Origin of the sequence: Lentzea sp. CC55, assembly GCF_021056325.1 — a bacterium.
Taxonomy (GTDB): domain Bacteria; phylum Actinomycetota; class Actinomycetes; order Mycobacteriales; family Pseudonocardiaceae; genus Lentzea; species Lentzea jiangxiensis.
The window spans coordinates 88,585-114,497 of the sequence record NZ_JAJCXE010000002.1 but is presented as its reverse complement, the minus strand read 5'-3'; the positions used below and the strand labels follow the sequence as shown (position 1 = coordinate 114,497).

The following is a 25,913-nucleotide window of genomic DNA, read 5'->3' as shown; positions in this document are numbered from 1 at the left end:
GCCGGGCGACCTGCCCGACGTCAACGAGGACCGTCATTCGGGAAGGCTCATGACCCGCACGCCCGTGAACGTCACTGTCACCGGTGCGGCCGGCCAGATCGGCTACGCACTGCTCTTCCGCATCGCCTCCGGTCACCTGCTCGGCCCGGACACCCCGGTCAACCTGCGGCTGCTGGAGATCACCCCGGCGCTGAAGGCCGCCGAGGGCACCGCGATGGAGCTCGACGACTGCGCCTTCCCGCTGCTCAAGGGCATCACGATCACCGACGACGCGAAGACCGCGTTCGACGGCGTGAACGTGGCCCTGCTCGTCGGCGCCCGCCCCCGCACCAAGGGCATGGAGCGCGGCGACCTGCTCGAGGCCAACGGCGGCATCTTCAAGCCGCAGGGCGAGGCGATCAACGCCGGTGCCGCGGACGACGTGAAGGTGCTCGTGGTCGGCAACCCGGCCAACACCAACGCCCTCATCGCCCAGCAGCACGCGCCGGACGTCCCGCGCGAGCGCTTCACCGCGATGACCCGCCTGGACCACAACCGCGCCCTGTCGCAGCTCGCCAAGAAGCTGGGCGTCGCGGTCACGGACATCCAGAAGATGACGATCTGGGGCAACCACTCGGCCACCCAGTACCCGGACCTGTTCCACGCCGAGGTGGGTGGCAAGACCGCCGCCGAGGCCGTGAACGACCAGGCGTGGCTCGAGAACGACTTCATCCCGACCGTCGCCAAGCGCGGTGCGGCGATCATTGAGGCCCGTGGCGCCTCGTCGGCCGCGTCGGCCGCGAACGCCGCCATCGACCACGTCTACGACTGGGTCAACGGCACCGAGTGGACCTCGATGGCCGTTCCGTCGGACGGCTCGTACGGCGTGCCCGAGGGCATCATCTCGTCGTTCCCCGTGCGCACCTCGGGTGGTTCCTACGAGATCATCCAGGGCCTGGAGATCGACGAGTTCTCCCGCGCCCGCATCGATGCCTCGGTCGCCGAGCTGGTCGAGGAGCGCGACGCGGTGAAGGCTCTCGGCCTGATCTGAGTTCCCGTGGCAGGGTGGGAACGTGCTGATTCCTTGGGACGTTCCCCAGCCACAGCTCTCCGACGACGTGCACCCCGCGCTCGCTGACGCCGCCCGTGCGGCGTCGGCGGCGTACGGGCGTGCCCGATCCCTGCACACGCGCCTCGAACTCCGCGAGGAAGTCGCGGACGGCGCCGACGGAACACCGACGATGCGCGTGGACCGCATCGTCGAGGACGCGGTCCTGGAGTCCATCCACCGCAGTCGCGTGAACCTCCTGTCCGAGGAAGCCGGCTTCGTCGACAATGGCTCCTCGATCACCCTCGTGATCGATCCGGTCGACGGGTCCGCGAACGCCGCGTTCGGCGTCCCTCTCTCATGCTTCGCCGGTGCGCTCGTGGAAGACGGCACGGCAAAAGAAGCCCTCACGACGTGGTTCGACACGGGCCGTGCGTGGCATGCGCGCGCAGGAGTGCCGACGTCGTTCCGCACCACCGGGCGCACGTCCCTCGACGGCGCGTCGGTGTGCTTGATGCGCCCCAAGACGGGCACCCAGGACGCGTGGCTGCGCGTCGCGAACCGCGCCGACCGCATCCGGGTGCTGTGCACGACCTGCCTGGAGACCATGCTCGTCGCGGAAGGCACCGTGGACGCCTTCATCGATCCGGGCAGCGACACGCACCGGATCATGGACCTCGCGACGGCGCTGGTCACCGTGCCCGCGGCGGGCGGGGTGCTGGTCGACCTGCGCGGGCGGCCGTTCACGTTCGAACCCGACCTGACCCACCGGTGGTCAGGCGTGGCGGCAGCGACTCCTCAGCTGGCCGAGGAGCTGATCGCGACCGTGCTCGGGGGTTAGACCGACCCTCTCGGCTCGACGATGCAGTCGGGGCCGGGGAAGACCAGGCCCTCGTGCCCGTCGTTGAAGCGGACGAGGTACGGCGGATGTCCGTCGTTCCCGCGCACTTCGAGGATCTCGCCGAGGCGCTCCTCGAGGCCGATGGAACGGCTGTGGACGTGGAGCCTGTCACCCACTGTTGCTTGCATGGTGCTGCAACACCTCCGGTGTGCGGCGTGAGGCATGGCGCTGGATGCGTTAAAGCCTAGGCCGACACCGGAGGCGCGCAACAGGGCTCAAGTGCTCATCCGCCGCAGGCCGCGGAGACCTTCGCGACGAGGTCGGCCTTCTGCTGCACCCAGTCCGCCGCGGAGTTGACGTTCTGCATGCCGTTGGCCGCTTCCTGGAGAGCCTTCTTCACCTGCTCGTCCGGTGCGGAGTTCGCGAGGGTCTCGAGCTCCTTCGCCTTGGCCTGGGTGTCCTCCAGCGCCTTCTGCGGGTCGCTCAGGTCCGGTGAGAACCCCACCAGCTGGACCGCGTCGGCGCACAGCTTCACCTTGTCCGCGGTCTCGCTGACGCCCTGGAGCGTGTCGCAGGCCGTCAGGCCGCCCAACGCGATGACGGCTGCCGCCAGCGTTCCAACTAGGCGCATTCGCTCTCCTTCTGCCCGAAGTGTCCGTTTGTGTCACCGACGACTCTACCGATGTGCGTCTTGGTCCAGTTGCCGTTGGTAGAGCTTCCGGATGACGTCGTCGATCTCCGGCTCCACGACGGCGAGGTCGTGGACCTCCACCTGCCGCACCACCTGCGTGATCAACTGCGCCGCCGTCGTCTCCGCTCTCCTGAACGTGAGGTGGTGTCGCAATCCGCCCGCCTCGCTGCGCACCGCCGTCACTCCTGGGACGTCCGGCGCCGGTCCCGGTTCCCGGAGCTCGATGACGAGCTCGCGCTCCGGCGTCACCTCGGCGCGCAGCTCGTCGAGCGGGCCGTCGGCGAGCACCCGGCCGTGGTCGATCACCATCAGCCGCGGGCAGAGGCGTTCGATGTCGTCCAGGTCGTGCGTGGTGAGCAGGAGGGTGGTGCCGCGGCGGGTGTTGATGTCCGCCAGGAACTCCCGGAGGCGTTCCTTGGACTCGAGGTCGAGGCCGATCGTCGGCTCGTCGAGCACCAGCAGCTCGGGTGCGTGCAGGAGAGCCGCGGTGATCTCGCCCCGCATCCGCTGGCCCAGCGAGAGCTGTCGCACCGGGGTGAGCAGCGTCTCCCGCAGACCGAGCAGCTCGACGCACTCGTCGAGCCGCGTCCGGTAGTCCCGCGCCGGCACCCGGTAGATGGACCTGAGCAGGTCGAAGCTGTCCAGCAGCGGCAGGTCCCACCACAACTGGCTGCGCTGGCCGAACACGACGCCGATGCGGCGCGCGAGATCGCGCCGCTGCTTCGACGGGTCGACACCGCCGACCCTGAGGTGACCGCTGGTCGGCACGAGGATCCCGGTCAGCATCTTGATCGTCGTGGACTTGCCCGCGCCGTTCGGCCCGACGTACCCGACCGCCTCACCGGCCCGCACGTCGAACGTGACGCCGTCGACCGCGGTGACGGTCTTGTGGTTGCGCCGCAAGCCCTTCGACGTGGCGATCTTGAACTCCCTGCGGAGCTCCCTGACCTCGATCATGATCCCGTTCCCCGGTAGTGCCTGACCGCGAACCGCCACACCAGCGCGGCGACCGCCGCCGCCAGCGCCGCGACGAGCGGTGATGTCCAGCCGACCCAGCCGGGAAGGCCGAGCGGGTCCTGCTTCCCGAGCAGCGCGAGGCTCGGGTAGTACGCGACGAACGCCCCCGGCACGATGAACGCCATCACCCACCGCAGCGGGGCGGAGTAGACGTTGACCGGGTACGAGGTGAAGGCGCTGCTGCCGTAGGTGAAGGCGTTGGCGAACTCGCGGCCCTCCACGATCCAGAAGCACACCGAGCACGTCACGACCCAGACCGCGCTGAAGATCACCGCACCGGCCACCGGCGTGGCGATGGCCAGCGCGACCTTCGCCGGTGTCCAGGCGACGCTGACGTGCGCCAGCGCGTAGACCACCACGGCGAGCGCGCCGGCGATGCGCCCGATCCTGCGCAGGCGGACGTCCGACACCATGATCTGCGGCAACGTCCCGAGCGGCCTCAGCAGCAGCACGTCGAAGGTGCCGGCGCGGATGTACGTCGGCAGGTTGTCGAGCTGCCCGGCGAAGAGGTCGGCGATGCCGAACGCGATACCCGCGAACGCGTACATCAGCAGCACTTCTTCTTTGGTGAACCCGCCGAGCGCGTTGACGTGGCTGAACAGCACGAGGATGACGACCAGTTCGACCCACTGCGCCAGCGCCTGCGTGGCGAGGTCGAGCGCGAACGACGCGCGATAGGACATCTGGCTCTTCAGCCGTGCGCCGATGAGCCTCGGGTAGATGGTGTCAGCCACCCTGGACCACCACCTTGCGCACCGCGCGCTGCAGGACCAGGTGACCGGCCCCGAGCAGCGCCACGGCCCAGAACAGCTGGTGCAGAAGGGTTCCCGCCGCGTCGCCGTGCCCGAGGAACACGTCGATCGGCGCCTGCATCAACGCGGGGAACGGGGTCAGCCACAGCACGTCCCGAGCCCACCCGGGGAAGAACGAGACCGGCACGGTGAGCCCGCACAGCAGGCCGGACGTGACGTTCCAGAACCCGTACAGCCCCCGGTTGTCCAGCAGCCAGAACGCGCTGGCGTCGACCAGGAACCGGCACGCGAAGCAGACCACCAGCGCGAGCACCGCGCTGACCAGGAACAGCGGCCACTGCGCGGGGCTCGCCGGGAACTGGAATGGGAACAGCAGCATGCCGAACACCACCGGCGGCGCGAGCCTGGTCAGGAACGCGAAACCGCCGCGGCCGAGGTCCTGCGCGAGCATGGCGCTCTGCAGGTGCCAGGGCCGGTACAGGTCGACGACGACGTCACCGGATCGCACGCGCTCGGCGAGCTCGTTGGTCCCCCACAGCAGGACGAACCCGAGCAGCCCCTGCCCGATCCAGACGTACGTGTTGGTGGCAGCGATGTCGTAGTCGGCGATCTCGCCGTTCGCCGCCGCGAGCGCGGCGGCGAGGACGGCGACCCGCAGCAGGCCGAAGACCACGTTCGCGGTCATCCCGGCCAGCATCGCTTGTCGGTAGGTCGAGTACCTTCGGAATCCGGCAATGATCAAATCGGCGTGCACACGCACGTCGGTCTACGTTAGCGACCGTCGCAAGTGGATTTCTCAGCTGCCGAACGCGCTGGTGACGACCTCGCCCGCACCCGGATCCGCACCGAGGCACAGGAAGTAGTTGCGGGTGCCGTCCTTGAACCCGACCGCGGCCATCTCCCAGCCGGTGGTGTCGACGGTCGGCCTCGTGCTCGCCTTCATCAACGCGGGCGTGCAGACGTCCTTGACCTCGGCCGAGGCCAGCAGCTCGTCGGAGTCGACCGCCGGGATGTCCCCGGACAGCCAGCCGCCGCCGAACGCCTCCCAGTAGTGCTCGTTCGCGCAGCTGCCGACCTTGCGCGCGACGGCGGGCATTCCACCGATCGTGGTGATGCCGCGGAAGCAGGTCGACTGGTCCACGCAGAACCCGGCATCGCACTTCTTGAGGAACGGCGGGATGTCCTCCGCACCGCCCGGCTGCGTCGTCGACGGTCCGGCGCCCTGGGCGGTCCTCTGGTCACGGCCCTCGAAGGGGTTCCAGACGAGCACGCCCGCCACGACCACGGCGACGAGCCCCGCGGCCGCCGCGACCAGGGGCCACGGCTTGCGCCCCGGCGGGGGAGGAACCGGAACGGTGGGCATCCGCATCGGGTCGACCAGTTCGTCGCGGAGCTGCGCCGCGCTCGGCGTGCGCAGGTTCGCGTCCGGGTGCAACGCCCGCGCCAGGGCCTCGTGCAGCGCGGCCGGCACCCCCGGCACCGCGGGCACCGGCCGGCGCAGGACCTCGCCGAGCTGGTCGAAGCTCGTGATCGGCCACGGCACCGGCCGCGGCGGCTTGCCCGCGAGCAGCGTGTAGAGCGTGGCGGCGAGCGAGTACACGTCGGCCTGCGGTGTCGGCTCGGCCATCGCGAACGCCTCGGGCGGCGCGTAGCTGGGGCTCAGGGCGTCCCGCGTGACCGTGCTGCCGCCCTGCGCGTCCAGCAGCGCCGCGAGCCCGAAGTCGGCCAGCTTCGGCGTGCCGTAGCGGTCGACGAGGATGTTGGCGGGCTTGATGTCCCGGTGCAGCACGCCTTCCGCGTGCGCCGCCGCCAGCGCGTCCGCGAGCTTGATGCCGAGGTCGCGGACCTGCTCGGGCGGCAACGGCCCGCGCGCGTCGAGCTGGTCGGCGAGCGACCCGCCGGTGCACAGCTCCATGACGATGTACGGCGTGCCGTGACCGGTGATGTTCGCGTCGTGCACCCCGACGACGTGCGGGTGGCCCGACAGCTTGGCCGCCGCCTGCGCCTCGCGCAGGAACCGCCTCCGGTCGCGCTCGTCGACGAGCACCCGGTTGTCGATCTTGACGGCGACGTCGCGACCGAGCTGCGCCTGGTGGGCCGTGTAGACGGTGGCGAAGCCGCCCGCGCCCAGAGGTCTCAGCTCCGTCAAGCCGGGGATGTGAGGTGCGGTCACGCGCGGCAGCCTAACTCCGCACCCCGACAACCCCGGCGGTTAGACCGTGCAGCTCAACGCACCACTGCGCAGCGCGTGGCCGCCCGTGTTGTCGTCGTCCGCCCAGAGCACGACCTTCTTGCCGTTGACGCACCTCGGCGAGACGGCGAAGCCTTCGAGGTTCACGTTCGGCAGCTTGGAAGGCCGGTCGTACGTCGCCGTCACCTCGAACCTGCCGTCGACGACCGCGAGAGTCGTGGCCCGGCCGCCGCAGCCGCTGTCGCACGTGGCCCAGAGCCGCGTTCCCTCCCACTCCAGGCCCATCACCCGCGCCTGCCCGCCGGCGAACTCCGAGACGAGCTCGGCGCCGCCGTCCCGCAGCGCGTAGAGGAAGATCGAGCCGGTCGCCTCCAGCCCGACCGCGAACAACCCCGTCCCGTGCGAGGGGTGGTCGGCCGGGTCGTAGAGCTTCCCGGTGTCGTCCCTGAACCTCTGCGCCGTCAGGTAGGAGTCCGGGATCCACGAGATCGCCTCGGGCCCGTCGTTGGGACCCACCGGCGGCATGCCCGGCAGCTCCCACTCGGCCACCGTGCCGCCGCCGACCTCCAGCACCACCGGCGAGCTCACGTCACCGTTGTCGTTGTCCCGCTCCGCGACGACGAACAACCCGTCCGGCGTGCTGACGACACCCTCGGCGTCGGGATCGCCCCGCCCGTCCGCGAAGCGCAACGACCGCTCCCGGTCCACCTCCCACGTACCACCACTGCCCGGCACGAGGCGGTAGAGCGTGGACGGCCCGTTCTTCACCGCCCACACCACCCCGGGACTCTCGAACGACACCCCGCTGAGGTTCTCGCCGACCACGTCCCTGCCGTCAGCGGTCCTGGTCGCCGAGTCACCGGGCCACGTCGTGGCGGCCTCCACCGGACTGCTCGCCGCAGCGAGCACGACGACCGTGCACACGCCAATCGCCTTGATGCGCAACGCAGACGCCCCTTCTCCCACGGGGGTGGTACCCCGTACGAGCAGGCGGCGTGCATCCAGTGCACCAGAGTGCGACCGGCAGGGCTACTTCTTGGCGGCGGCCTTCGCGGCCTTCTTGAAGTCGCGCACCTCGAGCAGCGACGTCTGGTCCGTCACGTCAGCCACGCTACGACGGCTTCCCTCCTCGCCGTAGTGGCCGGCCGCCTCCCGCCATCCGGCAGGCGTGACGCCGAACTGCTTGCCCAGAAGAGCGAGGAAGATCTTGGCCTTCTGGTCCCCGAACCCGGGCAGGGCCTTGAGCCGCCGGAACACCGCGGCCCCGTCCCCGCCGTCCCAGATCCGCGTGACGTCCCCGTCGTAGGTCTCGACGACGAACCGCGACAGCGCCTGCACCCGCTTGGCCATGGAACCGGGGAACCGGTGCACGGCGGGCGGCGTGGCCATGACGGCGGCGAACTCCTCGGGGTCGGCCTCGGCGATGCGGTGCACGTCCAGGCCGCCCATGCGGTCGGCGAGGACCTTGGGGCCGGAGAACGCCTTCTCCATCGGAATCTGCTGGTCCAGCATCATGCCCAAGAGCAGGGCGAACATGTCCGACGCGAGGAGTGCGTCGGCCTCAGCGTTCTGCGCGAGGCACACCGTGCGGGTCATGGGCGAGAGCATCGCATAGCGGCGTGGAAGAGGCCGTCGGGCAGGTTCTGTGTCGCGAGCGAAGACGACAGTTTGACCGTGATTGGTACCAGGGTACCCTTGGGTACCGGAGGTGTGTGATGGCTGCTCAGTCCTCTCCTGTCAAAGTCGATCAAGAGACGCACGCTTTGATCGCGCATGGTGCGACTGCTCTGCACATGTCCCAGAAGGACTTGCTGGCTGCGGCTGTTCGTGAGTACCTGGGTGCGAGGCGGGAAGAGATCAACGCCGCGCTGCGCCGCACGATGGAGACGCTCGACGGCACTCGAAGCAGTCAAGTCGCGGCTCTGACGGGCATGTCCAAGGAACGTCTCGATGAGCTTGGTGGGGTCCGCGAGTCCTGATGACCGTTCGTCCCACCATTCGGTGTCTGCGTGAAGATCCGGGCTTGGCTCTGCCGCCCATCGACGAGCCGCTCGACGAGATCGATCACCCGCTGATCAGGAAGGCCAACGAGCAGTTCGCTCAGCCGACGGGTCCGCGTGAGCGGATCCGTTCGATCGATGACGTGGTCATGTTCAAGGTCAAAGTCCAGCGTTGGCGCGGAGCCGTCGTCGAGGCGGGAGACCCCGGTTGGATGGTCACGGCTGGACTCCGGGAAGCGGGAAGTCGTGACGACTTCTACGAAGCACTCGCGACTGCGGCCGTTGCCGCACGCGCCAGGTACAACGCTGAGCACAGTCCACCCCTGAGGTCGTCCACGTTCTGTGGCCAATGGCTCGCGGACAAGGACGACCTCGATCGGTACCAAGCTGAGTCAGCGGTCCGGATGCTGCGAGCCATGAACGAAACGGTGCGGCGTCTGGTGTGCGCATCGTTGCTCGACGGGCATGAGCACGTTGGCGAGGTCGCCGGCGCGGAGCTCGGCGTGCTCGTTCGAGGTGTGGAGGACAGGGGCACCTACGTAGCCGTCTGGATCACTGGTTCGGTGCCCGACAACTTCGTGGCCATCGCTCTGGACATGGTTCCCGGCTGCGACAGGGACGGCTGGTACCCGGAGTTCGCGATGCCGGATCGGGCGCTCCGTCCTGGCGAGCAGATCTACTCGAACATGATGGACCCGCAAGCCGCCGCTCAGCTGCTCGAAGAGAACAGCTAGCCACACGTCAGGCAGTGTGCTGGTCGCGCGACAGCGCGAACCGGTCCTCGGCCAGCAGGGCGTCGGCCTCAGGGTTCTGCGCGAGGCACACCGTGCGGGTCATGGGCGAAATCCTCGCACGCGGCCCGGCGCGGTGCTCCGCCGAACCGGGAGCGGACGGCCGAAAGCCCGTCCGGGGAGAACTTCCGATCGCCGGACGGGCTCGGGTGGAAATGGTTGTGGCCGCCCGCGGAAATGCGCGGGCGGCCATTTCAGGTGTACTTCAGATGATTAGATCCACTTGTAGAGCGAGAACAGCTGGTTCGGGTTGCCGTGGCAGTCCCACTGCAGGAAACCGGTGCCGTTGGCGATGCCGCCGTTGTCCGTGTCGAGGCACTTGCCGGTGGCGCGGTTCTTGAACAGGATCGGGCCGTCGTAGGTGGCCGGGTCCGCGCCGGTGGGCAGGACGACCTCCCACTGCTGGTTCGGTCCGTTGTGGCAGTTCCACTGGATCACGTGGGCGCCGTTGGCCGCCGAGCCGCTGGCCAGGTCGAGGCACTTGCCGGAGTTGGCGTTGATGAACATCGCCGTGCCGTACTGGGTGCCCGTGCCGGCGACCCAGATGGGCGCCCACTTCTGGTTGTTCGTGCCGTAGCAGTCGAACAGGATGGCGCGGGCGCCGTTGTCCACGGAGTTCCACGCGATGTCGGCGCAGCGGTCGACGCTCGCGCCGTAGTTGATGTCCGTCGTCTTCGGGATGATGGCGGTCCAGATGGCCTCGCCGACGGCGGCGGCCTTGGCCTGCGCCTGCGTGCCCACGTTCGGAAGGTCGTACGGCTCGAACTTCGGTGCGGCCGAGGAGGGCGCGACCGTGATCGACATCAGGGCGGCGGCGGCCGCGACGGCAACAGAAACTCTGCGAATGACGTTCTTCACGTGAAGTCCCCCACGATTGCGTGACTGAAAAAGTCCATGGGAGGGCGTCCCCCGACGCTCAACTCTTGCTCCCCCAGGAACAACGACAATCTTTCAGGCCGCAAGTCGCCCGTCAAGAGCCTTTTCGACTCGATTCGACCGCAATTCGTGGGGGAACAAACGAGTCATGCGCCGGCCACGCGCACTTCGGAGACGACTTGGCGCACCAGGACGCGCAACGCCTCGCGGTCGACGGTGGCCGGGTCGTCGGCCAGCCAGTCGCCGATCTCGCGCACGAACTGCTCCGGTGTCATCGGCGGCACGTCGAAGTCGAGGTCGTCGTCGCACGTGACCTCGCCGGCGCGGCTCGGGTAGACGATCACGGCGCCGCGGATCTCGAGCCACGGCAGGAGTTCGGCGAAGCGGTCGACGCTGTCGAGGAGCTGGGAGGCACCGCCGCGGAACGGGTGGCCGTTGCGCCAGAGCTCGCCGTCCTCGTCGCAGTAGTAGTGGCCGGGCAGCCACGACTTCGACTCGATCAGGACCAGGCGGCGTCCGCACAGCAGGGCGTGGTCGACGTCGGCGAACACCGAGCCGGGCCAGGCGAGGCCGTGGAAGATGCGCACACCCGGTAGTTGCGTCAGGTACTCCGTGAGCAGACCGGCGGTCAGCCGTTCGCGTCTGTTTTCACCCGGACGGCCGAAAATGGTGTTCCCGTCGTACTCCCCGGCGAACGCCCGCTCGGCCCTTGCAAGGGCCAGGTAGCGGCGTACCAGCCGGAACGCCCCGTAACCGGCGGCCGCCACCAGGGGTAGCCAGATGGCCAGCAGGAGCGGTGACAGGGTCATCGTCAACGGGATCAGCAGGACGAGCCACCCGCCGATCGCGGCGGCCGCGGGGGCGTGCCCGAGGCCCGTGGCGGGCACGTAGCGGACCCGCTGGCCGAGGTCGATGCGGTGCCACCAGTCCATCGAACCGAGGTCGACGCGGGGGCGCGGGGCCATGAAGCTCGGGTCGTCGCCGAAGTCGCGCAGCCGGCCCGTGTGGCCGGTTCGGCGAGGTCGCGGGCGTGCGGGTGGGCGGACGACCGAGGGCGGTGGCGCGGCGGGGCGGTCGTAGTCGGCACGCCGGACCGGGTCCTTCAGCGTCTCGTAGGCCTCCTGGAGCAGGCGGAAGCCGCCGGACGTCCCACCCGCGTCGGGGTGCATGACCTTGGCGAGCGAGCGGTAAGCCGACTTGATCTCCGAGGCGCTGGCGCCCCGGTTCACACCGAGCAACTCGTAGTAGTCGATCCCTGGCACGACACCGTCCAGTTCGAGGTTGGTCCGTGAACCTTATTGGGTCCAACACTTTCGCAGGGCATACGGCCCGCACTTCGGCGTCTAGTGTGGGTGTCGCGGTGGCGATGGGGCCTGTAGCGCAGTGGTCGACGCGCCCTCCGGGACGGAGGGAGAACGCCGGTTCGAATCCGGCCGGTCCCGCTCTCCGGGATGTCCCGCGTTCATCCTGTCCGTCCTTTGTGGAGAGGACGCCTATCGGGTGATGGCCGCGAAGGCCCTGGTCGCGCGACTCGGCGCTCGAGTTGCCGACCCGGCGGACCTGCCGCAGTCTTCCGCGCATGGCGACCTGTGACGTCTGTGGCAACGAGTACTGGATGACCTTCGAGGTGCGCACCGTCGGCGGCGGCGTGCACACGTTCGACAGCTTCGAGTGCGCGATCCAGCGCCTCGCGCCCCGCTGCGAGCACTGCGACTGCCGGGTGATCGGGCACGGCGTGGAGGTGGAGGGCAGGTTCTTCTGCTGCGCCCACTGCGCGCGGTCGGGCTCGGCCGACCTGGGCGCCCAGATCCGCGACACCGTCGGCGCCCACCCCGGCTGATCCGGGACCTGGCTGGCCGGCACGAGCGGCGGCACCTCGGCGCCCGCTCGGATACGTTGGCGGGCATGAACTTCAAGAGTTCGGTCGTGGGCCGCGTCAACCGGCTGGTCGTGGGGCTCCGCGACGTGCCGGTCGTCGGGAAGCTCGTGCGCAGGGGCATCACCGTCGTGACCTACACGGGCCGCAAGTCGGGTCGCACGTTCAGCACGCCCGTTGGCTACCAACGCAAAGGCGACGTCGTCGACATCAGGGTGATGATGCCGGACGACAAGACGTGGTGGCGCAACTTCAACGGCGAGGGCGGCCCGTTGACGCTGGAAATCGATGGCGCGCAACGGACCGGGCATGCGACATCGCACCGTGACGACAAAGGTCGCGTCACGGTGCGAGTGCAGCTCTGAGGCCTCAGAAGGCCAAGGCGTTGAGGCGGCGCGACTCCAGGAACGCGGCCAGCAGGTAGGCGGCGCCGCCCAGCACGGCCAGCACGCCGAAGAAACCGGCTCCCGGCACGAACAGCGCCGCGGCGGCGACCAGGGCGAGCCACGTGCCGAGGTTGTGGTGCAGGGCGTTGCCGCGGACGGCGCCCTCGGCGATGTAGATCAGGCCGACCACGATGGTCGAGCCGGCGGGCCAGAGCACGGTCTGCAGCTCTGGTTTCTCGAACACCGTGCTCAGGCCGGTGACGGCCAGGGCGAGCGCGGCGAACCCGGTGACCCAGGCCGTGCCGACCAGCTTCTCGGCGCGGCGCCGCGACGCCGGGGCGAACCGCTGGGCCCGCAGCGAGGCGGTCATGGCGAAGACCGTGCCGGCGACGAGGCCGGTGGCCAGCAACGCGATCGGCAGCCAGCCCGGCATCGTGACCAGTTCTGCCCTGGAGAGCAGGGCGGAGCCGTGGCCGAAGACGTAGGCGAACGCGAAGCCCAGGTAGGCGGCGCGGTTGTCGACCTCGGTGGACGGGACGGCGGCGGTGGCGGGCAGGGCGGTGGCGTTCATGGCGGGACCTTTCGGAGGTCAGAGGAGTGAGGCGATCAGTCGTGGTGCGAGAGCGGCGAAGGCGGGCGAGCGGCTGATCGAGGCGCGCTGGTCGGCGAGGCCGTGCAGGCCCAGCCAGAACGCCATGGCGCGGCCGGGGTCGGTGAGGACCTGCGTGAACAGCCGCATCGCCTGCTCGGAGAGGTCGGCGGCACCGAACATCACGCGGTAGCGGCGGGGGTGCGCGACGGCGAAGTCGAGGTAGGCGACGCCTGCCGAGTAGGCGTCGGTCGCGGCGAGGACGGCGGCTTCGAGTTCGTGGAAGGCCTCGTGGCACACGGCCAGCAAGATCGCCGCGGCGTCGGGGAACTGCGGGTAGATCGACGAGGTGGGGATGTTGGCCTCGCGGGACACGGCTCGCAGCGTCACGGCGTGCTCCGCGTCGACGAGGGCGGTCGCCGCCGCCAGGACCACCCGGCGGCAGCCGGGCCGGTTCACGGCTCGGGGACGATGACGACCTTGCCGAGGACGGTGCGCGACTCGGCCAGTGCGAGCGCCGAGGCGGCTTCCGACAACGGGATGCGCGCGGCGATCTGCGGCGTGAGCACACCGGCTTCGACCAGGCGCAGCACCTGCGTGAGGTCCTCGGCCAGGCGGGCGCGGAACGTCGCGGTGCGGAAGCGCTTGCCGGCCCAGAAGTTGTAGAAGCCCGCGCGCTTGCCGTTGGGCAGCAGGTTCCACACCGCCAGCCGGCCGAAGAGCTCGAGCACCGGCAGCACGCCGCTGCCCGGCTCGTCCTTCGTCGCGGCCGTCCCGTAGTTGACCAGCGCGCCGCCGCGGCGCACCAGCCGCCACGACTCGTGCAGGCCGGGGCCGCCGACGTGGTCGAACACGGCGTCCACGCCTTCGGGGGCCAGCTCGCGGATGCGGGCGTACATGTCCGGGTCGCGGTAGTCGACGGGCACGGCGCCGAGTTCGCGCACGGCGTCGTGGTGGCGCGGTGAGGCCGTGCCGATGACCTTGATACCGGCATGCCTCGCCAGCTGCACCAGCGTCGAGCCGACGCCGCCGTTCGCGCCCAGCACGACGATCGTGCCGCCGCGCTCGACCTTCGCGGTCCGGTGCAGCATCTGCCACGCCGTGACGCCGTTGACCGCCACGGCCTCGGCGGCGGCCGACTCGACGCCGTCCGGCACGGGCACCAGGTCGGCGGCCTCGACGACCAGGTGGCTCGCCCACGCGCCGACCTTCGTGACCGCGGCGAACCGGTGTCCCCGCAGGTCGCGGTCGACTCCCGGACCGGTGGCGACGACCGTGCCGACGAGGTCGTAGCCGGGGACGAACGGGAACGGCGGCTGGTCGTAGTACTTGCCCAGGCGCATCTGCTGCTCGGCGAAGCTGACGCCGGTGGCGTCCATGCGCAGGACGACCTGGCCCCTGGCCGGCGCGGGGAGGTCGCGGACCCGGACGTGCAGGCCGTCGGGCTCGACCACGCCCGGCAGGACGACCTCGGTGGCGCGGGTGGTGGCAGTCGTGGCGTTCATCGTGGCTCCTCGGTGGGGTTCCGGTTGTGCTTACGGACATAAGCTAACGACCGTAAGTTCACGAGCGCAAGACCTAACACCGATAAACTTTCAGGTGTATGGTTACGGCCGTGACGGACACGGAACCGCGCAGGCGCAACCGCCGCGGCGAGGGCGGGAAACTGCGCGACGAGATCATCGAGGCGGCTCTCGCGCTCCTCGACGAGGGCGGCGACGAACGCGCGGTCACGCTGCGCTCGGTCGCGCGCAAGGTGGGAATCGCGGCACCGTCGATCTACCCGCACTTCGCGGACCAGCCGTCGATCATGCTGGCGGTCGTGCAGGGGGAGATGGACAAGCTCACCACCGTCCTGCGCGAGGCGGACGACAGGGCGGACCGCGACGGTCGCTCACGGCTCTTCGCGGTGTGCAACGCCTACCTGGGCTTCGCGCAGGAGCACCCGCAGCGCTACCGGATCATGTTCGGCGGCCTGTGGACGCCGTCGGTGGAGGACACCTCGATCACCGACGACGACCTCGAATCGCTCGGCCTGGAGGCGTTCGGGCTGCTCGCCGAGGTCCTCGGCGTGTGCGTCGACGAGGGCGTCGCGCACCCCAGCGAGGACCTCCACGGCGACGCGGTGGCGCTGTGGCTCGGACTGCACGGCCTCGCCCACCAGCGGGCCGTGGTGCGCAAGATGCCGGGACCGGCCGACGTCGGGGACCGCCTGATCACGGCACTCGCGCACCTCAGGTGAGTGTTCAGCAGCGCGTCTCGTCGAGACTTTCGTGCAGTCGGACAAGCAGTCCGCGCAGGACGTCCACCGAAAACCGCGGTGGATCAGGTGGCAACGCCTTCCCTTTGCTCGGGTTCAGGCTGTACAGGTCCGTCGACTCCCTGATCCGGGTCAGGGTCAGCATCACGGTCGCGGTGAACTGCCGGTCGGTGGAGTCGACGCGGTGAACGGTGTGCGGCGAGAGGTAGTAGCCCGCTCCGGAGTCGGCCCGCTCTACCGCGTCCTCGTGCAGGGTGCAGGTGCCCCTTGGGCTGAACCGGTAGCCCGGGGCAGCCGCGATCGGTAGTTGGAGGTAGCGGAAGTGGTCTCCTGAGGGATCGCCCTCGGCGACGTACGTCGTCTGCGTGACGGAGCCGGCCACGATCCTCGAGATGAACGGCCAGCGGTGGTTGTGGGCGTCCTGGGGGAGGGTGGACGCGGTGGCAGCGGGGTCCCAGATGTGGATGCGGAACTGACCGGGACAGCCGGCGGGGAGTGGGATTCTCAGCTTCGCGAACCCGTTGTCGTGGTGGTACGAGTGCGCGGCCATTTCGCGGAGGACGGCTCCTGCCGGGTCTGACAACAGCTCCTGCACGAGCTTCGTCACGGAGAGTCTGGACAGTTCGCGCCACGCGGCGGCTGTGTTCCCGCCTGCGCGGGCGATCGCCAGGGGCTGCAGTGCGGAAATTGAGTGAGTGGATCCAATCATGGGTTCTCCACAAAGAATCTTGAGCTCAATCGATGTCGATCTCTCTTGGGAGGAGCCGTGCTTGCCTTCGGAGGAGGTGTTGCACTGAAGCGTTTGCGTCGTTCGAAGCTTCCAACCCGCAGCGAATCGGCTGTGTCCGACGCGGTGGCCAGTTTCCACTTTTTGTCAATGAACGATCATCTGTTCGGGTTTGTTGCTGATGCTCACAGGTGAACTCGATCGGGTGAAGTATCTCCCGGTGGGAGGCGCGCCGACGTGGGCTTTCGGCTTGCTTGAGCCCGTTGAGCTGGGCAAACCTGGTGGGCGCCACTCCTGTACGTTACGGCCGTCGCGATGCTCCATCAATGCTCTGAACGACTGTCGAAGTAACGTTCCGCCAGCTGGATCACATACAAATCGCTAGAGGATCGGTAAGCTCGGCATGAGGTTGGCACCGGAGGTCCAGTGTGGCGGCTGCGTTGGACAGAAGCGAAGTCAAACTGGCTCAGGACCTTGAACGTAAAGGCATGTCCCGATCAGCGTCCGTCCTCGCTGTGGTCATGGCCACGCGCGCTCACGCGCGGCCGGAAGCCGAGTTGGTGGAAATCGTCCGGCAGTATTCCGGTTTGGAGTCGATCGCGGATGCGCGCCGGGCGATACGAGAGCTGCTGATTCGAGGTTGGATTCAGCAGACCAGTTCATACGGGACGACGTTGACGCATCAGGTGCCCAATCTTCGGGAGCTGATAGCGACCGAACTGGGTGACGAGGCGATCCCGGCGCAGTTGCTCGCGATGCGTGCGAACCTCGAACCGCACGTCCGAGTCCTGGGGGCTATGAAGGACGAAGTCGTCTACCACACCTTCATGGATCTTCTGCGTTCCGCGCAGCAGGAGATCTGCCTCCCCATGCTGGCGACGACTCCATATGACGAGACGGTGCGAATACTGCGCGAGCGCGCCGATGCCGGTGTGCGGGTGCGAATTCTCCTTGCTGTGCCGTCGTTGGTTGCCAAGTGGCGCGGTGAGACGATGCGGTCCATCTCGGCCGGCCGGATTCGGCAGTGGGTCGAGTGCTTTTCCGATCGCGATACGGTCGAAGTCCGGCTCAGCAGTTCGCAGGAGGACATGGAGCTCGCCACCTGTGTTTCGGTGGACGGCGGTGTGGTTCGTTATGACATTTACGATCCGTACAGCCAGCGAAGCCTCGAAGGGGTGATGGTCGAGGTGGGGTCGCCGCAGGGTCTGGTACCCAATCTTGTGCGGCTGTTCCAGCGCGTGTTCGACGACGCGTGGGATCGCTCGGTGAGCCCACGGCGGTTCGCTATGGCGGGTCGATTCCTGAAGAGGTGGTGGAAACTCTGGTTGACGATAGCCGTGATCGCGGCCGCATTCATCCCGGTTGGTGTTGAGAACTGGGCGGAAATTCTTATCGGTATTGGCGGCGGTATTGGTGCTCCCTTCATCCTGGAGGAGGCGCCTAAAGCGTACAGGAGGGTGCAGAGATGGCGGGCGCAGTGAAGACCAAAATGGGAAGCAGGACTACGGTGCAGTCCTTCATTCTGATCCGGCATGCGGAGACGCTGTCCAACAGCAGGGCTCGATGGCACGGTGATTCCGACGAGCCCATCTCGCCGCACGGGCGGAAGGAGGCAGCAGCCGCAGCGCTCAGGCTGCGCGCGATGGGTCAGGTCCCGCGGCTGATCGTGTGTTCTGGACTGCTCAGGGCGAGGCAGACGGCGGAGATCTTCGCGCAGGCGGTCGGGCCCGTCGAAGTGGTGAGCGACAGCGCCCTCGGAGAACGCGACATGGGGGACTGGAAGGGTCTGGCGCCCAGCGAGGTGGAGGACAGGTGGCCCGGCCGACTGGCAGCTTGGGAGGCGGGACTCGTCGAAGGTCCGCCCAATGGAGAGACCGACAGCGCGGTGACGGTGCGGGCTCTTGACGTGCTGGCGAAGTTCACCGATCTCGGGAAGGGCCTGGTCCTGGTGGTCACCCACGGCGGCATCATCCGTTCGCTGCGGAAGGCGCAGAAGCTGCCCAACATCCCGGTGCCTCATCTGGGCGGGTGCTGGACGTACCTGCGCGGTTCCGCCGCGGACTGGTCGGTCGGACCCGAAGTCGTGTTCGGAGATCCCGAGTCGCTGCCGAAGACGTGATCCTCCACCGAGGGGACGTGTGATGGAGACGTTGTTCTGCGGAGGGTGCGGGGACCAGGTTCGAGAGCATTGCGCCGGTAGTCTGGCGACGGCCGGGGTGAAGAAGGTCCATTGGGAGTGCTGGTCACACTGCAACCTGCGCTGCAGTTTCTGCTACCGCACCACCGGGGAGCCGCTGCTGACCGATGAAGCGGTCCGGCTGCTGCGAGCTCTGCGGACCGGTGGCGCGAACTCCGTCGTGTTCGCAGGCGGAGACCCCAGTCTGCGCATGGACCTGCCTCTCCTGGTCTCCTGTGCCGAGAACATTGGTCTGACACCGATCGTTCACACGAACGCTCATCACACGTCCGAGTCGCTGTGGTCCGCGTACCGGAGGTGTGACCACATCGGCCTCTCACTCGACTCGCCGATCGCCGACGGGCACGACAAGATGCGCGGCCGACGCGGGAACTTCGACCGGGTGGTCGGCGCGCTGGCCCGGTGCGACCGAGAAGGTGTCAGAGTTTCGGTGCGCACAATGGTGAGTGCGGTGAACGTGCATGAGGTGCACCGCATCGGGCCGCTGCTGGAAAACCATCCGTGTGTGCACAGTTGGAAGCTGTTGCAGTTCAGTGCGATTGAGCTGGGATGGACCAACCGGGGCGTGCACGAACTTCCTTTCCCGGAATTCGCGCACGCGTTCACGAGAGCACGGGAGACCTACTCGGGCTCGCTCGAGATGTTGGCGAACTCGGAGAAGGTCGATGCTTACCTGATGGTGTCCCCGGACGGGTTCGCCTACGGGGTCACGCTGGATGAGTCGATTCGCGACGGCCGGCACCGCAGGGTCGGGTCGTTCCTGACGGAACACCTCAGCACGTTGGCGGGTGGCGTTCGCATCGATCCTCGCCGACATGACCAGCACACCGAGTACGAACGCCATCTGTGACCGCGCACCTCAGGTGACTACGGGGCCTCGAACAGCGTCGACACCGACTCGCCGACGTTGATCCGGCGCATGGCCTCGGCCATCGCCGGCGCGATCGACAGCACCCGCAGCTTCGGCACGGACTTCTCCGCCGGGATCGGCACGGTGTTCGTGGCGACGATCTCCAGCACGTCGTCGAACGCCTGCAGCCGTTCCAGCGCGCCCGACGAGAACAGCCCGTGCGTGCAGGCGACCCGGATCGACCCGGCGCCGCGCTCGCGCAGCTTGTCCAGCAGCTCGATCACGGTCGAGCCCTTGGCGATCTCGTCGTCCAGCACGATCACGTCGCGTCCGGCCACGTCGCCGATCACGGTCGAGATCTGCACCCTGTCGTCGGCGAACCGCTGCTTGGCGCCCGCGGCTACGGGCAGGCCGAGGATGCGCGCGAAGTGCGCCGCCTCCTTGGCGTTGCCCAGGTCCGGCGACACGACGACGGTGTTGGACAGGTCGTGCTGCGAGAAGTGCGCGGCGAGCTCGCGCAACGCGTGCAGGTGGTCGACGGGCACCGAGAAGAAGCCGTGGACCTGCGGTGAGTGCAGCGTCATCGCCAGCACGCGCGACGCCCCGGCGGCCACCATCAGGTCGGCGACCAGGCGGCCGCCGATCGAAATCCGCGGCGCGTCCTTTTTGTCGGAACGCGCGTAGGCGTAGTGCGGCAGGACGACGGTCGTGCGCGCGGCGGAGGCGCCGCGGGCGGCGTCCAGCATCAGCAGGAGCTCGACGAGGTGTTCCTGCACCGGCGGCACCAGCGGCTGGATCAGGAACACGTCCCGCTCACGGCAGTTCGCCTGCAGCTGCACCTCGAGGCAGTCGTTGGCGAACCGGGTCAGACGGCTGGGCGACAGGTCGACGCCGAGATGGCCGCAGATCTCGGCGGCGAGTTCGGGATGGGCAGAACCACTGAAGACAGCGATGTCACGCACACCCCGAAACCTAGTCGACGACCAGCACCAGCTTGCCGTCGCGGAAGAAGGGCGTCAGGTTCCCGCGCGTGTCGACCGTGTGCGTGCCACGCGGCAGAACGGCCTCGATGGCCGTGAACGCGAGGATGTCCGAGACGCCGTGACGGCCGCGCAACGACCGTTGGCCCTGGAATCGCAGAGCGCGCCCCTCGCGGCGGTACTGGTGGGCCTCAGCGGCAGCGGAGGCGCCTGCTCGAAGCGCCTCCGGGCCCACCAGGCGTCCCGAGGACGCGCTGCGCACCGCGACACCGAACCCCTGGGCCACCAGTGCGCTCACCACCGCGTCGGACGGGGCAACGGGTACGAGGAAAGACATCGCGTGGTGGCCGTCGACCTCATGCGCGACGACCGTCCTGGCCGTCGTCAGCACGGTGTCGTGCAGCTCCAATGCGATCTTCTCCGCTTCCCAGCGGTTCTCGTGGCCGGCGTCGACGCCGACGAAGGTGCTGGTCACCTGACCTCCACGAAGATCGGGTTGGTGTAGCACCACAGGTCCTCCCACGGGTTCGCGGCTCCCGGTGCGTCCGCCTGCGGGTCGAACGCGCCGCGGTTGCCGTCGGTTCCGCGCAACCGGAGGTAGAAGGGCTCCCGGACGTTGCGGAACGTGTGCGTGAAGACCGCATGGTGCCAGTGCGGCTCGTAGGATCGCTCGACCTTCGCATGTGGCGTGGCCAACGTTTCAGATGATGATCGTCCCGTGACGGCGCCCTTGATGAGGTCCAAACGGCGCAACCTGGGCACGAACCCCGCGCTGTTGGGCCGGGTCGCGAGACGTGCCTTGATCAGCACCGTCACGTCGGAACCACGCCGCACGCGCAAGCGCCCGCCCATCGTCTCCGCTCGCCCGGATGCGCGGACCTCGAACCGGAGATCGTCGACGAGGCCGCCGTGCGACACCCACGCGCGGCCCGCCCTCAGACCCTCCATCACGGCGCCCCGCGTCCGGCGGGTGGCGCCGACGACGGTCCGGGAGAACTCGCAGGGGAAGAAGTCGACGTAGGGCGGCAGCACCTGCGGCGAGGAGCCCTCGACCGGGTCGAGGTGCCTGCCGGTCAGGTCGAACTGGTTGCCCGGCTCGGGCACGCGGACGATCGTGTCGCGCGAGTTGAAGTGCGAGTCGGAGTTCGCCGTGATCCACCAGCCGAGGCCTTCGGCGAGCAGCGAGTCCCACACGCCGCCGACCTTCGCCGTCATCCAGTCGAAGCCGCCGTGGGTGCGGTAAGCCTCGGGCGGGTAGGGCGCGTAGGAGTTCGAGCCAGGGCCGTTCGCGTACCCGCCGCGGTGGCCGCCGGGTCCGCGCACCGGGTCGCCGTCGCCCTGGGCGCCGGGCGCGCCCTCCATGCCGACAACGATGTCCGGCGCCAGGTCGCGCAGGGCCCGCAGCTCGTGGGGCGCCACCCTGCCGTTGCGCATCGGGTGGTTCACGAACACCAGCGCGGACTTCATCGTGCCGTTGCGGATCTTCGTCTGGAGCCATCGCACCGCGTCGAGCGCCTTGAGCTCGTTGGCCGGGGTCGACGCCTCCTGGCCGTTCAGCCGCCAGTCGAACTGCCGCTCGAAGTCGCGCAGCACGCCGGCCTCGTCGCGGCAGTCCTCGAAGAACACCGTGGCGTGCTCGGCGCCGGGGACGTTCCACTCCATCCCGTGCCACAGCAGCAGGCGCGGGAACTTCCGCCGCGCGCGTTCCAGGTCGGCCGCCGTCGCCTCGACCGAGTGCGCCTCGTGCGAGGCGTGGCCGTGGTCGGTGATCACGAGCCAGTCGGTGCCGTGCCGCAGGGCGCCGCTGATCTGCTGCTCGACGGTGTACATGCCGTCGTAGGAGTACTGCGTGTGCGCGTGGTGGTCGCCGGACAGCCACTGGTAGCGGGGCGAGGCCGAAGCGGAGCCGGTGCCCAGCGCTCCCGCCACCCCCAGCGCGCCCGCTCCCCGGAGGAAGCGTCTGCGGGCTACTTCGGACATGGCGGGACCTCCACACGACGGGCCGGGGTCCGTGGAGGCTAGGCCGATCGGGTGAGGCGCGGGTGGACGCCGGATGAACTAGATCGGAAGAAGGTCCACCCAGTCCAGGAACGGCAGCGCGCCCGTGCCCTGCAACGCCGCGAGCCCGAGCCAGATCGACAGGATCGTCACGATCGGCCCGACGATCGCCATCTCCACCACGCCACCGGTCTTCATCCGCATGATCTTGGGCGGCGCCACGGGGTACCAGGTCTTGCCCATGATCGGGATGGGCCACAGGATCGGGCAGCCCTGCTCGGTGATCGCGTCACCGACGTAGTGCGCGAAGCACCCGACGCCGACCGCGATCCCGCACGCCGCCGCGGAGGCGTTCGTCTGCGAGGTCCAGGCGATCATCGCCCACGTGATGCCCGCGGACACCACCGTGATCAGCAACGCGTCCTGCTTGGGGCACCAGTCGTTCATGATGCCGCGCACTGCCAGGCCGGCGAACACGAACATCAGCACCGGCAGCGCCCACTTCTGGCTGTTCTGCACGACCGCGGTGGTGAAGACGGCGGCGAACAGCGCGAAGACGAGCGTGTGGGTGAGGCCGCGGTGTCCGCCGTCCCGCTTGGAATCCCTCTTCAACCGCGTCGTGCGGTACACGAAGCCGCTCAACGCGTTGATGCCCGCGGAGAGCCCGCTGCTCAACGCCCCGAACGTGCGCGAGATGGTCGATCCGGGGTGGTCGAGGTCGGGCAGGAGCGCCGCTCCGGTGGCGAGAACCGCCCCCACGGCCCAGCTCTGCGGCGTCAGCTGACCGATCGGGTGAGCGGAAGCTAGTGCGGTGACGGCACTCCAGGCGAGCAGCCCGCTCATCGCATGTGTTGGCCCAGTTGACACTCGCGCCCCTCCTGATGATCACTCAACGGTGAACAGTAGTCGCTCGCACGTTCGAACCGGTCCGCTTCTCACACGTCCGCCGGAACGGTTCTGTTGCACCCGGCGTGGTAGCCATGAGGCAGGCACCGCGTCCGCTGCTGGGCCGCGACGCGGGGGCTATGGTGCGCTGAATCGGTGTAACCAGGGTCGCAGGCACAGGCGGGCGTTCTACCAGTACGCTTGTCTTGCTTGCATCGTCGCGAGAGGAGCGCCCGGAGTTATGGGCAAGATCAAGGTTCAGGGCACCGTCGTCGAGCTCGACGGCGACGAGATGACCCGGATCATCTGGCAGTTCATCAAGGACAAGCTGATCCACCCGTACCTGGACGTCACCCTGGAGTACTACGACCTGGGGATCGAGCACCGGGACGCCACCGACGACCAGGTCACGATCGACGCCGCGAACGCCATCAAGAAGCACGGCGTCGGCGTCAAGTGCGCCACGATCACGCCGGACGAGGCGCGCGTCGAGGAGTTCGGCCTCAAGAAGATGTGGGTCTCGCCGAACGGCACGATCCGCAACATCCTCGGCGGTGTCGTCTTCCGCGAGCCGATCATCATCTCGAACGTCCCGCGCCTGGTCCCCGGCTGGACGAAGCCGATCATCATCGGCCGTCACGCGCACGGTGACCAGTACAAGGCCACCAACTTCAAGGTGCCCGGCGCCGGCAAGCTCACGATCACCTTCCAGCCGGAGGACGGCTCGGACCCGATCGAGCACGTCGTCACCGAGTTCCCGGCGGAGGGCGGTGTGGCGATGGGCATGTACAACTACAACAAGTCCATCGAGGACTTCGCCCGCGCCTCGTTCTCCTACGGCCTGCAGCGGGGCTACCCCGTCTACATGTCCACGAAGAACACGATCCTGAAGGCCTACGACGGCCAGTTCAAGGACATCTTCCAGCGCGTGTTCGACGAGGAGTTCAAGGCGGACTTCGACGCCAAGGGCCTCACCTACGAGCACCGCCTGATCGACGACATGGTCGCCGCCGCGATGAAGTGGGAGGGCGGCTACGTCTGGGCGTGCAAGAACTACGACGGTGACGTCCAGTCCGACACGGTCGCGCAGGGCTTCGGCTCGCTCGGCCTCATGACGTCGGTCCTGATGACGCCGGACGGCAAGACGGTCGAGGCGGAGGCCGCGCACGGCACCGTGACGCGCCACTACCGCCAGCACCAGGCCGGCAAGCCCACCTCCACGAACCCGATCGCCTCGATCTTCGCGTGGACCCGTGGCCTCATGCACCGCGGCAAGCTGGACGGCACCCCCGAGGTGATCCGCTTCGCCGAGGCGCTCGAGTCGGTCGTCATCGAGACGGTCGAGTCCGGTCAGATGACCAAGGACCTGGCCCTGCTGATCAGCAAGGACCAGGAGTGGCTGACCACCGAGGACTTCCTCGCCGCGCTCGACGAGAACCTCAAGAAGAAGATGGCGTCGTTCTGACGTCCGTCCTCTGAAAAAGGCCACCCCGGTCACACCGGGGTGGCCTTTTCCGTGGCACGTCACCCGGTCGGTTCCTCTTGCGGGTGGTTGCCGCGCCTCGGCGTCCCCCGGCGTCTTTTTGCCGCTATATCTGCTGCTGGAAGCGGTTCGCGGGTTCGGGAGGCGTCATGTTCGGTGTTCCGGTCAGGGGATTGATCGTGATTGGGGTGCTGGGCGTCGCCGGGGTGCTGTACGCGGCGAACGGCGGCAGTCCGATGGACAGCGCCAAGGCCGACGAGATCTGCAAGATCACGGTGACCGCGGACATCCTCAACGTCCGCTCGGGCCCCGGCGACATGCAGCCGATCGTCTCCACCATGCCGCGCGACGCCGTGACCGAGGCCCGGTCCCGCGTCGAGAACGGCTACCGCATGCTGAGCGACCGCCGGTGGGTCAGCCAGCAGTTCGTGGCCCTGACCAGCGACTCCACCTGCAAGTAAACTCGCGCGCATGCTGCGCAACATGTTCCGGTGGGGCAGGGCCAAGGGCGTCACGCAGTGCTCCTGCGACCCCGAGTGGCAGGGCCTGTACACCAAGATCGACGGTGAGCGCCGGCTCGCGCTGCCCCGCGACGAGATGGCCACGATCGTCGGCTACCTCGACCTGACCGCGCACTGCGCCGGCTGCGACGCCGAGTACCCGAAGCCCTGGGGCCTGGCCTCCCAGTAGGCTGCGCGTTCGTGCTCACGGTCTCCACGGTCAACGTCAACGGCCTGCGCGCCGCAGCGAAGAAGGGCTACCTGGAGTGGCTCGCCGCTTCTCCTGCCGACGTGGTCTGCCTGCAGGAGGTGCGCGCCGAACCGTCGGAACTGAGCGCGGAACTGCACTCGCCTCCCGGCTGGCACGGCGTGTACGCGCCTTCGTCGCTGAAGGGCCGCGCCGGCGTCGGCATCGTGTCGCGCGCCGAACCGACCTCGGTCCGCGTGGGCTTCGGCGCCTCGGAGTTCGAGTCGAGCGGCCGCTACGTCGAGGTCGAACTACCCGGCGTCGTCGTCGCCTCGCTGTACCTGCCGTCCGGTGACGTCGGCACCGAGAAGCAGGACGAGAAGGACCGGTTCATGGCGGCCTTCCTGCCGTACCTGGTGTCGCTGCGGGAGAAGGCGGCCGTGTCCGGGCGCGAGGTGCTCGTGTGCGGTGACTGGAACATCGCGCACCAGCAGGCCGACCTGAAGAACTGGAGGACGAACCAGAAGGAGGCCGGGTTCCTGCCCTACGAGCGGGAGTGGATGACCTCGGTGTTCGCCTCCGGGTACAACGACGTGGTGCGGTCGCTGCACCCCGACGTGGCCGGGCCCTACTCGTGGTGGTCGTACCGGGGGAAGGCCTTCGACAACGACTCCGGGTGGAGGATCGACTACCACGTCGCGACGGACGGGCTGGCGGCTCGGGCCACGTCGGCCGTGGTGGAGCGGGCGGCGACCTACGGGGAGCGCTGGTCGGACCACGCGCCCGTGACGGTCGTGTACTCGGACTGA

At 68.6% G+C, this 25,913-nt stretch carries 32 protein-coding genes and 1 tRNA gene; 15 read left to right on the top strand and 18 right to left on the bottom strand.

The genetic code is table 11. The annotated features are described in order from the left end of the window. The first annotated feature begins 49 nt into the window (after positions 1-49). Both L6E10_RS01260 and L6E10_RS01255 read left to right on the top strand, forming a co-directional pair. Positions 50-1,030, top strand: a complete 981-nt coding sequence (locus L6E10_RS01260) for a malate dehydrogenase (RefSeq protein WP_236215961.1) — start codon at positions 50-52, stop codon at positions 1,028-1,030. 22 nt (positions 1,031-1,052) lie between these two features. Beyond that, entirely contained in the window at positions 1,053-1,868 is an 816-nt protein-coding gene (locus L6E10_RS01255) for an inositol monophosphatase family protein (protein WP_236215959.1), read from the top strand. Here L6E10_RS01255 and L6E10_RS01250 read toward each other — a convergent pair. From L6E10_RS01250 to L6E10_RS01215, 8 genes are all read right to left on the bottom strand, one after another. Beyond that, a complete protein-coding gene (locus L6E10_RS01250) occupies positions 1,865-2,056 on the bottom strand; it encodes a DUF1918 domain-containing protein (protein WP_090094805.1) in 192 nt (63 codons plus the stop codon). The genes L6E10_RS01255 and L6E10_RS01250 overlap by 4 nt on opposite strands. Positions 2,057-2,151: 95 nt before the next feature. After that, positions 2,152-2,499 (bottom strand): hypothetical protein, encoded by a 348-nt coding sequence (locus L6E10_RS01245; RefSeq protein ID WP_236215957.1) that lies wholly within the window; start codon positions 2,497-2,499, stop codon positions 2,152-2,154. A 45-nt stretch (positions 2,500-2,544) separates the two neighbouring features. Continuing rightward, the gene (locus L6E10_RS01240) at positions 2,545-3,516 is read right to left on the bottom strand and encodes an ATP-binding cassette domain-containing protein (RefSeq protein WP_236215955.1); all 972 of its coding nucleotides are present in this window, start codon (positions 3,514-3,516) and stop codon (positions 2,545-2,547) included. Beyond that, complete coding sequence (locus L6E10_RS01235) at positions 3,513-4,310, bottom strand: ABC transporter permease (protein ID WP_236215953.1); 798 nt, start codon at positions 4,308-4,310, stop codon at positions 3,513-3,515. The genes L6E10_RS01240 and L6E10_RS01235 overlap by 4 nt, the downstream gene beginning before the upstream one ends. Then, positions 4,303-5,013, bottom strand: a complete 711-nt coding sequence (locus L6E10_RS01230) for an ABC-2 family transporter protein (protein WP_236215951.1) — start codon at positions 5,011-5,013, stop codon at positions 4,303-4,305. The genes L6E10_RS01235 and L6E10_RS01230 overlap by 8 nt, the downstream gene beginning before the upstream one ends. Before the next feature lie 111 nt (positions 5,014-5,124). Next, the gene (locus L6E10_RS01225; RefSeq protein WP_236215949.1) at positions 5,125-6,501 is read right to left on the bottom strand and encodes a serine/threonine-protein kinase; all 1,377 of its coding nucleotides are present in this window, start codon (positions 6,499-6,501) and stop codon (positions 5,125-5,127) included. Between the two features lie 39 nt (positions 6,502-6,540). Beyond that, a complete protein-coding gene (locus L6E10_RS01220) occupies positions 6,541-7,443 on the bottom strand; it encodes an esterase-like activity of phytase family protein (protein ID WP_236215947.1) in 903 nt (300 codons plus the stop codon). Between the two features lie 105 nt (positions 7,444-7,548). Beyond that, a complete protein-coding gene (locus L6E10_RS01215; protein WP_236215945.1) occupies positions 7,549-8,115 on the bottom strand; it encodes an HhH-GPD-type base excision DNA repair protein in 567 nt (188 codons plus the stop codon). 119 nt (positions 8,116-8,234) lie between these two features. On the opposite strand from L6E10_RS01215, the gene L6E10_RS01210 reads away from it, so the two are divergent. Together L6E10_RS01210 and L6E10_RS01205 are read left to right on the top strand one after the other, a co-directional pair. Further along, positions 8,235-8,498, top strand: coding sequence for a hypothetical protein (locus L6E10_RS01210; protein WP_236215943.1), 264 nt, complete (start codon positions 8,235-8,237; stop codon positions 8,496-8,498). A 44-nt stretch (positions 8,499-8,542) separates the two neighbouring features. Beyond that, positions 8,543-9,253: a hypothetical protein gene (locus L6E10_RS01205; protein ID WP_236215941.1), complete on the top strand. Its 711-nt coding sequence runs from the start codon at positions 8,543-8,545 to the stop codon at positions 9,251-9,253. Positions 9,254-9,523: 270 nt separating this feature from the next. On the opposite strand, the gene L6E10_RS01200 is transcribed toward L6E10_RS01205, so the two are convergent. Together L6E10_RS01200 and L6E10_RS01195 are read right to left on the bottom strand one after the other, a co-directional pair. Next, entirely contained in the window at positions 9,524-10,168 is a 645-nt protein-coding gene (locus tag L6E10_RS01200; protein WP_236215939.1) for an RICIN domain-containing protein, read from the bottom strand. Positions 10,169-10,332: 164 nt separating this feature from the next. Further along, positions 10,333-11,448 (bottom strand): DnaJ domain-containing protein, encoded by a 1,116-nt coding sequence (locus tag L6E10_RS01195; RefSeq protein WP_236215937.1) that lies wholly within the window; start codon positions 11,446-11,448, stop codon positions 10,333-10,335. Between the two features lie 106 nt (positions 11,449-11,554). Between L6E10_RS01195 and L6E10_RS01190 the strand changes: the two genes are divergently transcribed. From L6E10_RS01190 to L6E10_RS01180, 3 genes are all read left to right on the top strand, one after another. Beyond that, positions 11,555-11,628: transfer RNA gene (locus tag L6E10_RS01190), tRNA-Pro, on the top strand. Between the two features lie 137 nt (positions 11,629-11,765). After that, positions 11,766-12,026 (top strand): Prokaryotic metallothionein, encoded by a 261-nt coding sequence (locus L6E10_RS01185; protein ID WP_236215935.1) that lies wholly within the window; start codon positions 11,766-11,768, stop codon positions 12,024-12,026. Positions 12,027-12,091: 65 nt separating this feature from the next. Continuing rightward, positions 12,092-12,427, top strand: coding sequence for a nitroreductase/quinone reductase family protein (locus L6E10_RS01180; RefSeq protein ID WP_236215933.1), 336 nt, complete (start codon positions 12,092-12,094; stop codon positions 12,425-12,427). A 4-nt stretch (positions 12,428-12,431) separates the two neighbouring features. On the opposite strand, the gene L6E10_RS01175 is transcribed toward L6E10_RS01180, so the two are convergent. The 3 genes from L6E10_RS01175 to L6E10_RS01165 are packed head-to-tail and all read right to left on the bottom strand — an operon-like array spanning position 12,432 to position 14,542. Then, positions 12,432-13,019 (bottom strand): ABC transporter permease, encoded by a 588-nt coding sequence (locus L6E10_RS01175; RefSeq protein WP_236215931.1) that lies wholly within the window; start codon positions 13,017-13,019, stop codon positions 12,432-12,434. A gap of 18 nt (positions 13,020-13,037) precedes the next feature. Beyond that, positions 13,038-13,496 carry a TetR/AcrR family transcriptional regulator gene (locus L6E10_RS40135; RefSeq protein ID WP_236215930.1) on the bottom strand — a complete coding sequence of 153 codons (459 nt, stop codon included), beginning with the start codon at positions 13,494-13,496 and terminating at the stop codon, positions 13,038-13,040. After that, positions 13,493-14,542, bottom strand: coding sequence for a medium chain dehydrogenase/reductase family protein (locus L6E10_RS01165; RefSeq protein ID WP_236215928.1), 1,050 nt, complete (start codon positions 14,540-14,542; stop codon positions 13,493-13,495). The genes L6E10_RS40135 and L6E10_RS01165 overlap by 4 nt, the downstream gene beginning before the upstream one ends. A 110-nt stretch (positions 14,543-14,652) precedes the next feature. Between L6E10_RS01165 and L6E10_RS01160 the strand changes: the two genes are divergently transcribed. Continuing rightward, a complete protein-coding gene (locus L6E10_RS01160) occupies positions 14,653-15,279 on the top strand; it encodes a TetR/AcrR family transcriptional regulator (protein ID WP_236215926.1) in 627 nt (208 codons plus the stop codon). A gap of 4 nt (positions 15,280-15,283) precedes the next feature. Here L6E10_RS01160 and L6E10_RS01155 read toward each other — a convergent pair whose 3' ends face one another. Next, a complete protein-coding gene (locus tag L6E10_RS01155) occupies positions 15,284-15,904 on the bottom strand; it encodes a hypothetical protein (protein WP_236215924.1) in 621 nt (206 codons plus the stop codon). 641 nt (positions 15,905-16,545) lie between these two features. Between L6E10_RS01155 and L6E10_RS01150 the strand changes: the two genes are divergently transcribed. Genes L6E10_RS01150 through L6E10_RS01140 form a run of 3 tightly spaced genes read left to right on the top strand, consistent with a single transcriptional unit; the run spans position 16,546 to position 19,071 of the window. After that, the gene (locus L6E10_RS01150) at positions 16,546-17,505 is read left to right on the top strand and encodes a hypothetical protein (RefSeq protein WP_236215921.1); all 960 of its coding nucleotides are present in this window, start codon (positions 16,546-16,548) and stop codon (positions 17,503-17,505) included. Between the two features lie 26 nt (positions 17,506-17,531). Continuing rightward, entirely contained in the window at positions 17,532-18,143 is a 612-nt protein-coding gene (locus L6E10_RS01145; RefSeq protein ID WP_236215919.1) for a histidine phosphatase family protein, read from the top strand. A gap of 22 nt (positions 18,144-18,165) precedes the next feature. Further along, entirely contained in the window at positions 18,166-19,071 is a 906-nt protein-coding gene (locus tag L6E10_RS01140; protein ID WP_236215917.1) for a radical SAM protein, read from the top strand. Between the two features lie 17 nt (positions 19,072-19,088). Here L6E10_RS01140 and L6E10_RS01135 read toward each other — a convergent pair whose 3' ends face one another. The 4 genes from L6E10_RS01135 to L6E10_RS01120 form a co-directional block, all read right to left on the bottom strand. Then, positions 19,089-20,033, bottom strand: a complete 945-nt coding sequence (locus L6E10_RS01135; protein ID WP_090094818.1) for a ribose-phosphate pyrophosphokinase — start codon at positions 20,031-20,033, stop codon at positions 19,089-19,091. A gap of 10 nt (positions 20,034-20,043) precedes the next feature. Continuing rightward, positions 20,044-20,526: a hypothetical protein gene (locus tag L6E10_RS01130; protein ID WP_236215915.1), complete on the bottom strand. Its 483-nt coding sequence runs from the start codon at positions 20,524-20,526 to the stop codon at positions 20,044-20,046. Continuing rightward, positions 20,523-22,031: a PHP domain-containing protein gene (locus L6E10_RS01125; RefSeq protein WP_236215913.1), complete on the bottom strand. Its 1,509-nt coding sequence runs from the start codon at positions 22,029-22,031 to the stop codon at positions 20,523-20,525. Before L6E10_RS01125 ends, L6E10_RS01130 begins: the two co-directional genes overlap by 4 nt. 78 nt (positions 22,032-22,109) lie before the next feature. Continuing rightward, complete coding sequence (locus L6E10_RS01120) at positions 22,110-22,916, bottom strand: metal-dependent hydrolase (RefSeq protein WP_308102643.1); 807 nt, start codon at positions 22,914-22,916, stop codon at positions 22,110-22,112. Between the two features lie 259 nt (positions 22,917-23,175). Between L6E10_RS01120 and L6E10_RS01115 the strand changes: the two genes are divergently transcribed. From L6E10_RS01115 to L6E10_RS01100, 4 genes are all read left to right on the top strand, one after another. Further along, on the top strand, positions 23,176-24,399 hold the full coding sequence (locus L6E10_RS01115) for an NADP-dependent isocitrate dehydrogenase (RefSeq protein ID WP_090094821.1): 1,224 nt from the start codon (positions 23,176-23,178) through the stop codon (positions 24,397-24,399). A gap of 197 nt (positions 24,400-24,596) precedes the next feature. Further along, positions 24,597-24,878: an SH3 domain-containing protein gene (locus L6E10_RS01110; RefSeq protein WP_236215909.1), complete on the top strand. Its 282-nt coding sequence runs from the start codon at positions 24,597-24,599 to the stop codon at positions 24,876-24,878. A gap of 10 nt (positions 24,879-24,888) precedes the next feature. After that, entirely contained in the window at positions 24,889-25,107 is a 219-nt protein-coding gene (locus tag L6E10_RS01105; protein WP_236215907.1) for a hypothetical protein, read from the top strand. Positions 25,108-25,118: 11 nt separating this feature from the next. After that, positions 25,119-25,913 carry an exodeoxyribonuclease III gene (locus L6E10_RS01100; protein WP_236215905.1) on the top strand — a complete coding sequence of 265 codons (795 nt, stop codon included), beginning with the start codon at positions 25,119-25,121 and terminating at the stop codon, positions 25,911-25,913.

Coding starts and splice junctions, on each gene's coding strand:
- L6E10_RS01260 (WP_236215961.1), top strand. CDS start 50: ATGACCCGCACGCCCGTGAACGTCACTGTCACCGGTGCGGCCGGCCAG.
- L6E10_RS01250 (WP_090094805.1), bottom strand. CDS start 2,056: ATGCAAGCAACAGTGGGTGACAGGCTCCACGTCCACAGCCGTTCCATC.
- L6E10_RS01245 (WP_236215957.1), bottom strand. CDS start 2,499: ATGCGCCTAGTTGGAACGCTGGCGGCAGCCGTCATCGCGTTGGGCGGC.
- L6E10_RS01240 (WP_236215955.1), bottom strand. CDS start 3,516: ATGATCGAGGTCAGGGAGCTCCGCAGGGAGTTCAAGATCGCCACGTCG.
- L6E10_RS01230 (WP_236215951.1), bottom strand. CDS start 5,013: ATGACCGCGAACGTGGTCTTCGGCCTGCTGCGGGTCGCCGTCCTCGCC.
- L6E10_RS01215 (WP_236215945.1), bottom strand. CDS start 8,115: ATGACCCGCACGGTGTGCCTCGCGCAGAACGCTGAGGCCGACGCACTC.
- L6E10_RS01210 (WP_236215943.1), top strand. CDS start 8,235: ATGGCTGCTCAGTCCTCTCCTGTCAAAGTCGATCAAGAGACGCACGCT.
- L6E10_RS01185 (WP_236215935.1), top strand. CDS start 11,766: ATGGCGACCTGTGACGTCTGTGGCAACGAGTACTGGATGACCTTCGAG.
- L6E10_RS01180 (WP_236215933.1), top strand. CDS start 12,092: ATGAACTTCAAGAGTTCGGTCGTGGGCCGCGTCAACCGGCTGGTCGTG.
- L6E10_RS01175 (WP_236215931.1), bottom strand. CDS start 13,019: ATGAACGCCACCGCCCTGCCCGCCACCGCCGCCGTCCCGTCCACCGAG.
- L6E10_RS01165 (WP_236215928.1), bottom strand. CDS start 14,542: ATGAACGCCACGACTGCCACCACCCGCGCCACCGAGGTCGTCCTGCCG.
- L6E10_RS01150 (WP_236215921.1), top strand. CDS start 16,546: ATGGCCACGCGCGCTCACGCGCGGCCGGAAGCCGAGTTGGTGGAAATC.
- L6E10_RS01140 (WP_236215917.1), top strand. CDS start 18,166: ATGGAGACGTTGTTCTGCGGAGGGTGCGGGGACCAGGTTCGAGAGCAT.
- L6E10_RS01125 (WP_236215913.1), bottom strand. CDS start 22,031: ATGTCCGAAGTAGCCCGCAGACGCTTCCTCCGGGGAGCGGGCGCGCTG.
- L6E10_RS01115 (WP_090094821.1), top strand. CDS start 23,176: ATGGGCAAGATCAAGGTTCAGGGCACCGTCGTCGAGCTCGACGGCGAC.
- L6E10_RS01105 (WP_236215907.1), top strand. CDS start 24,889: ATGCTGCGCAACATGTTCCGGTGGGGCAGGGCCAAGGGCGTCACGCAG.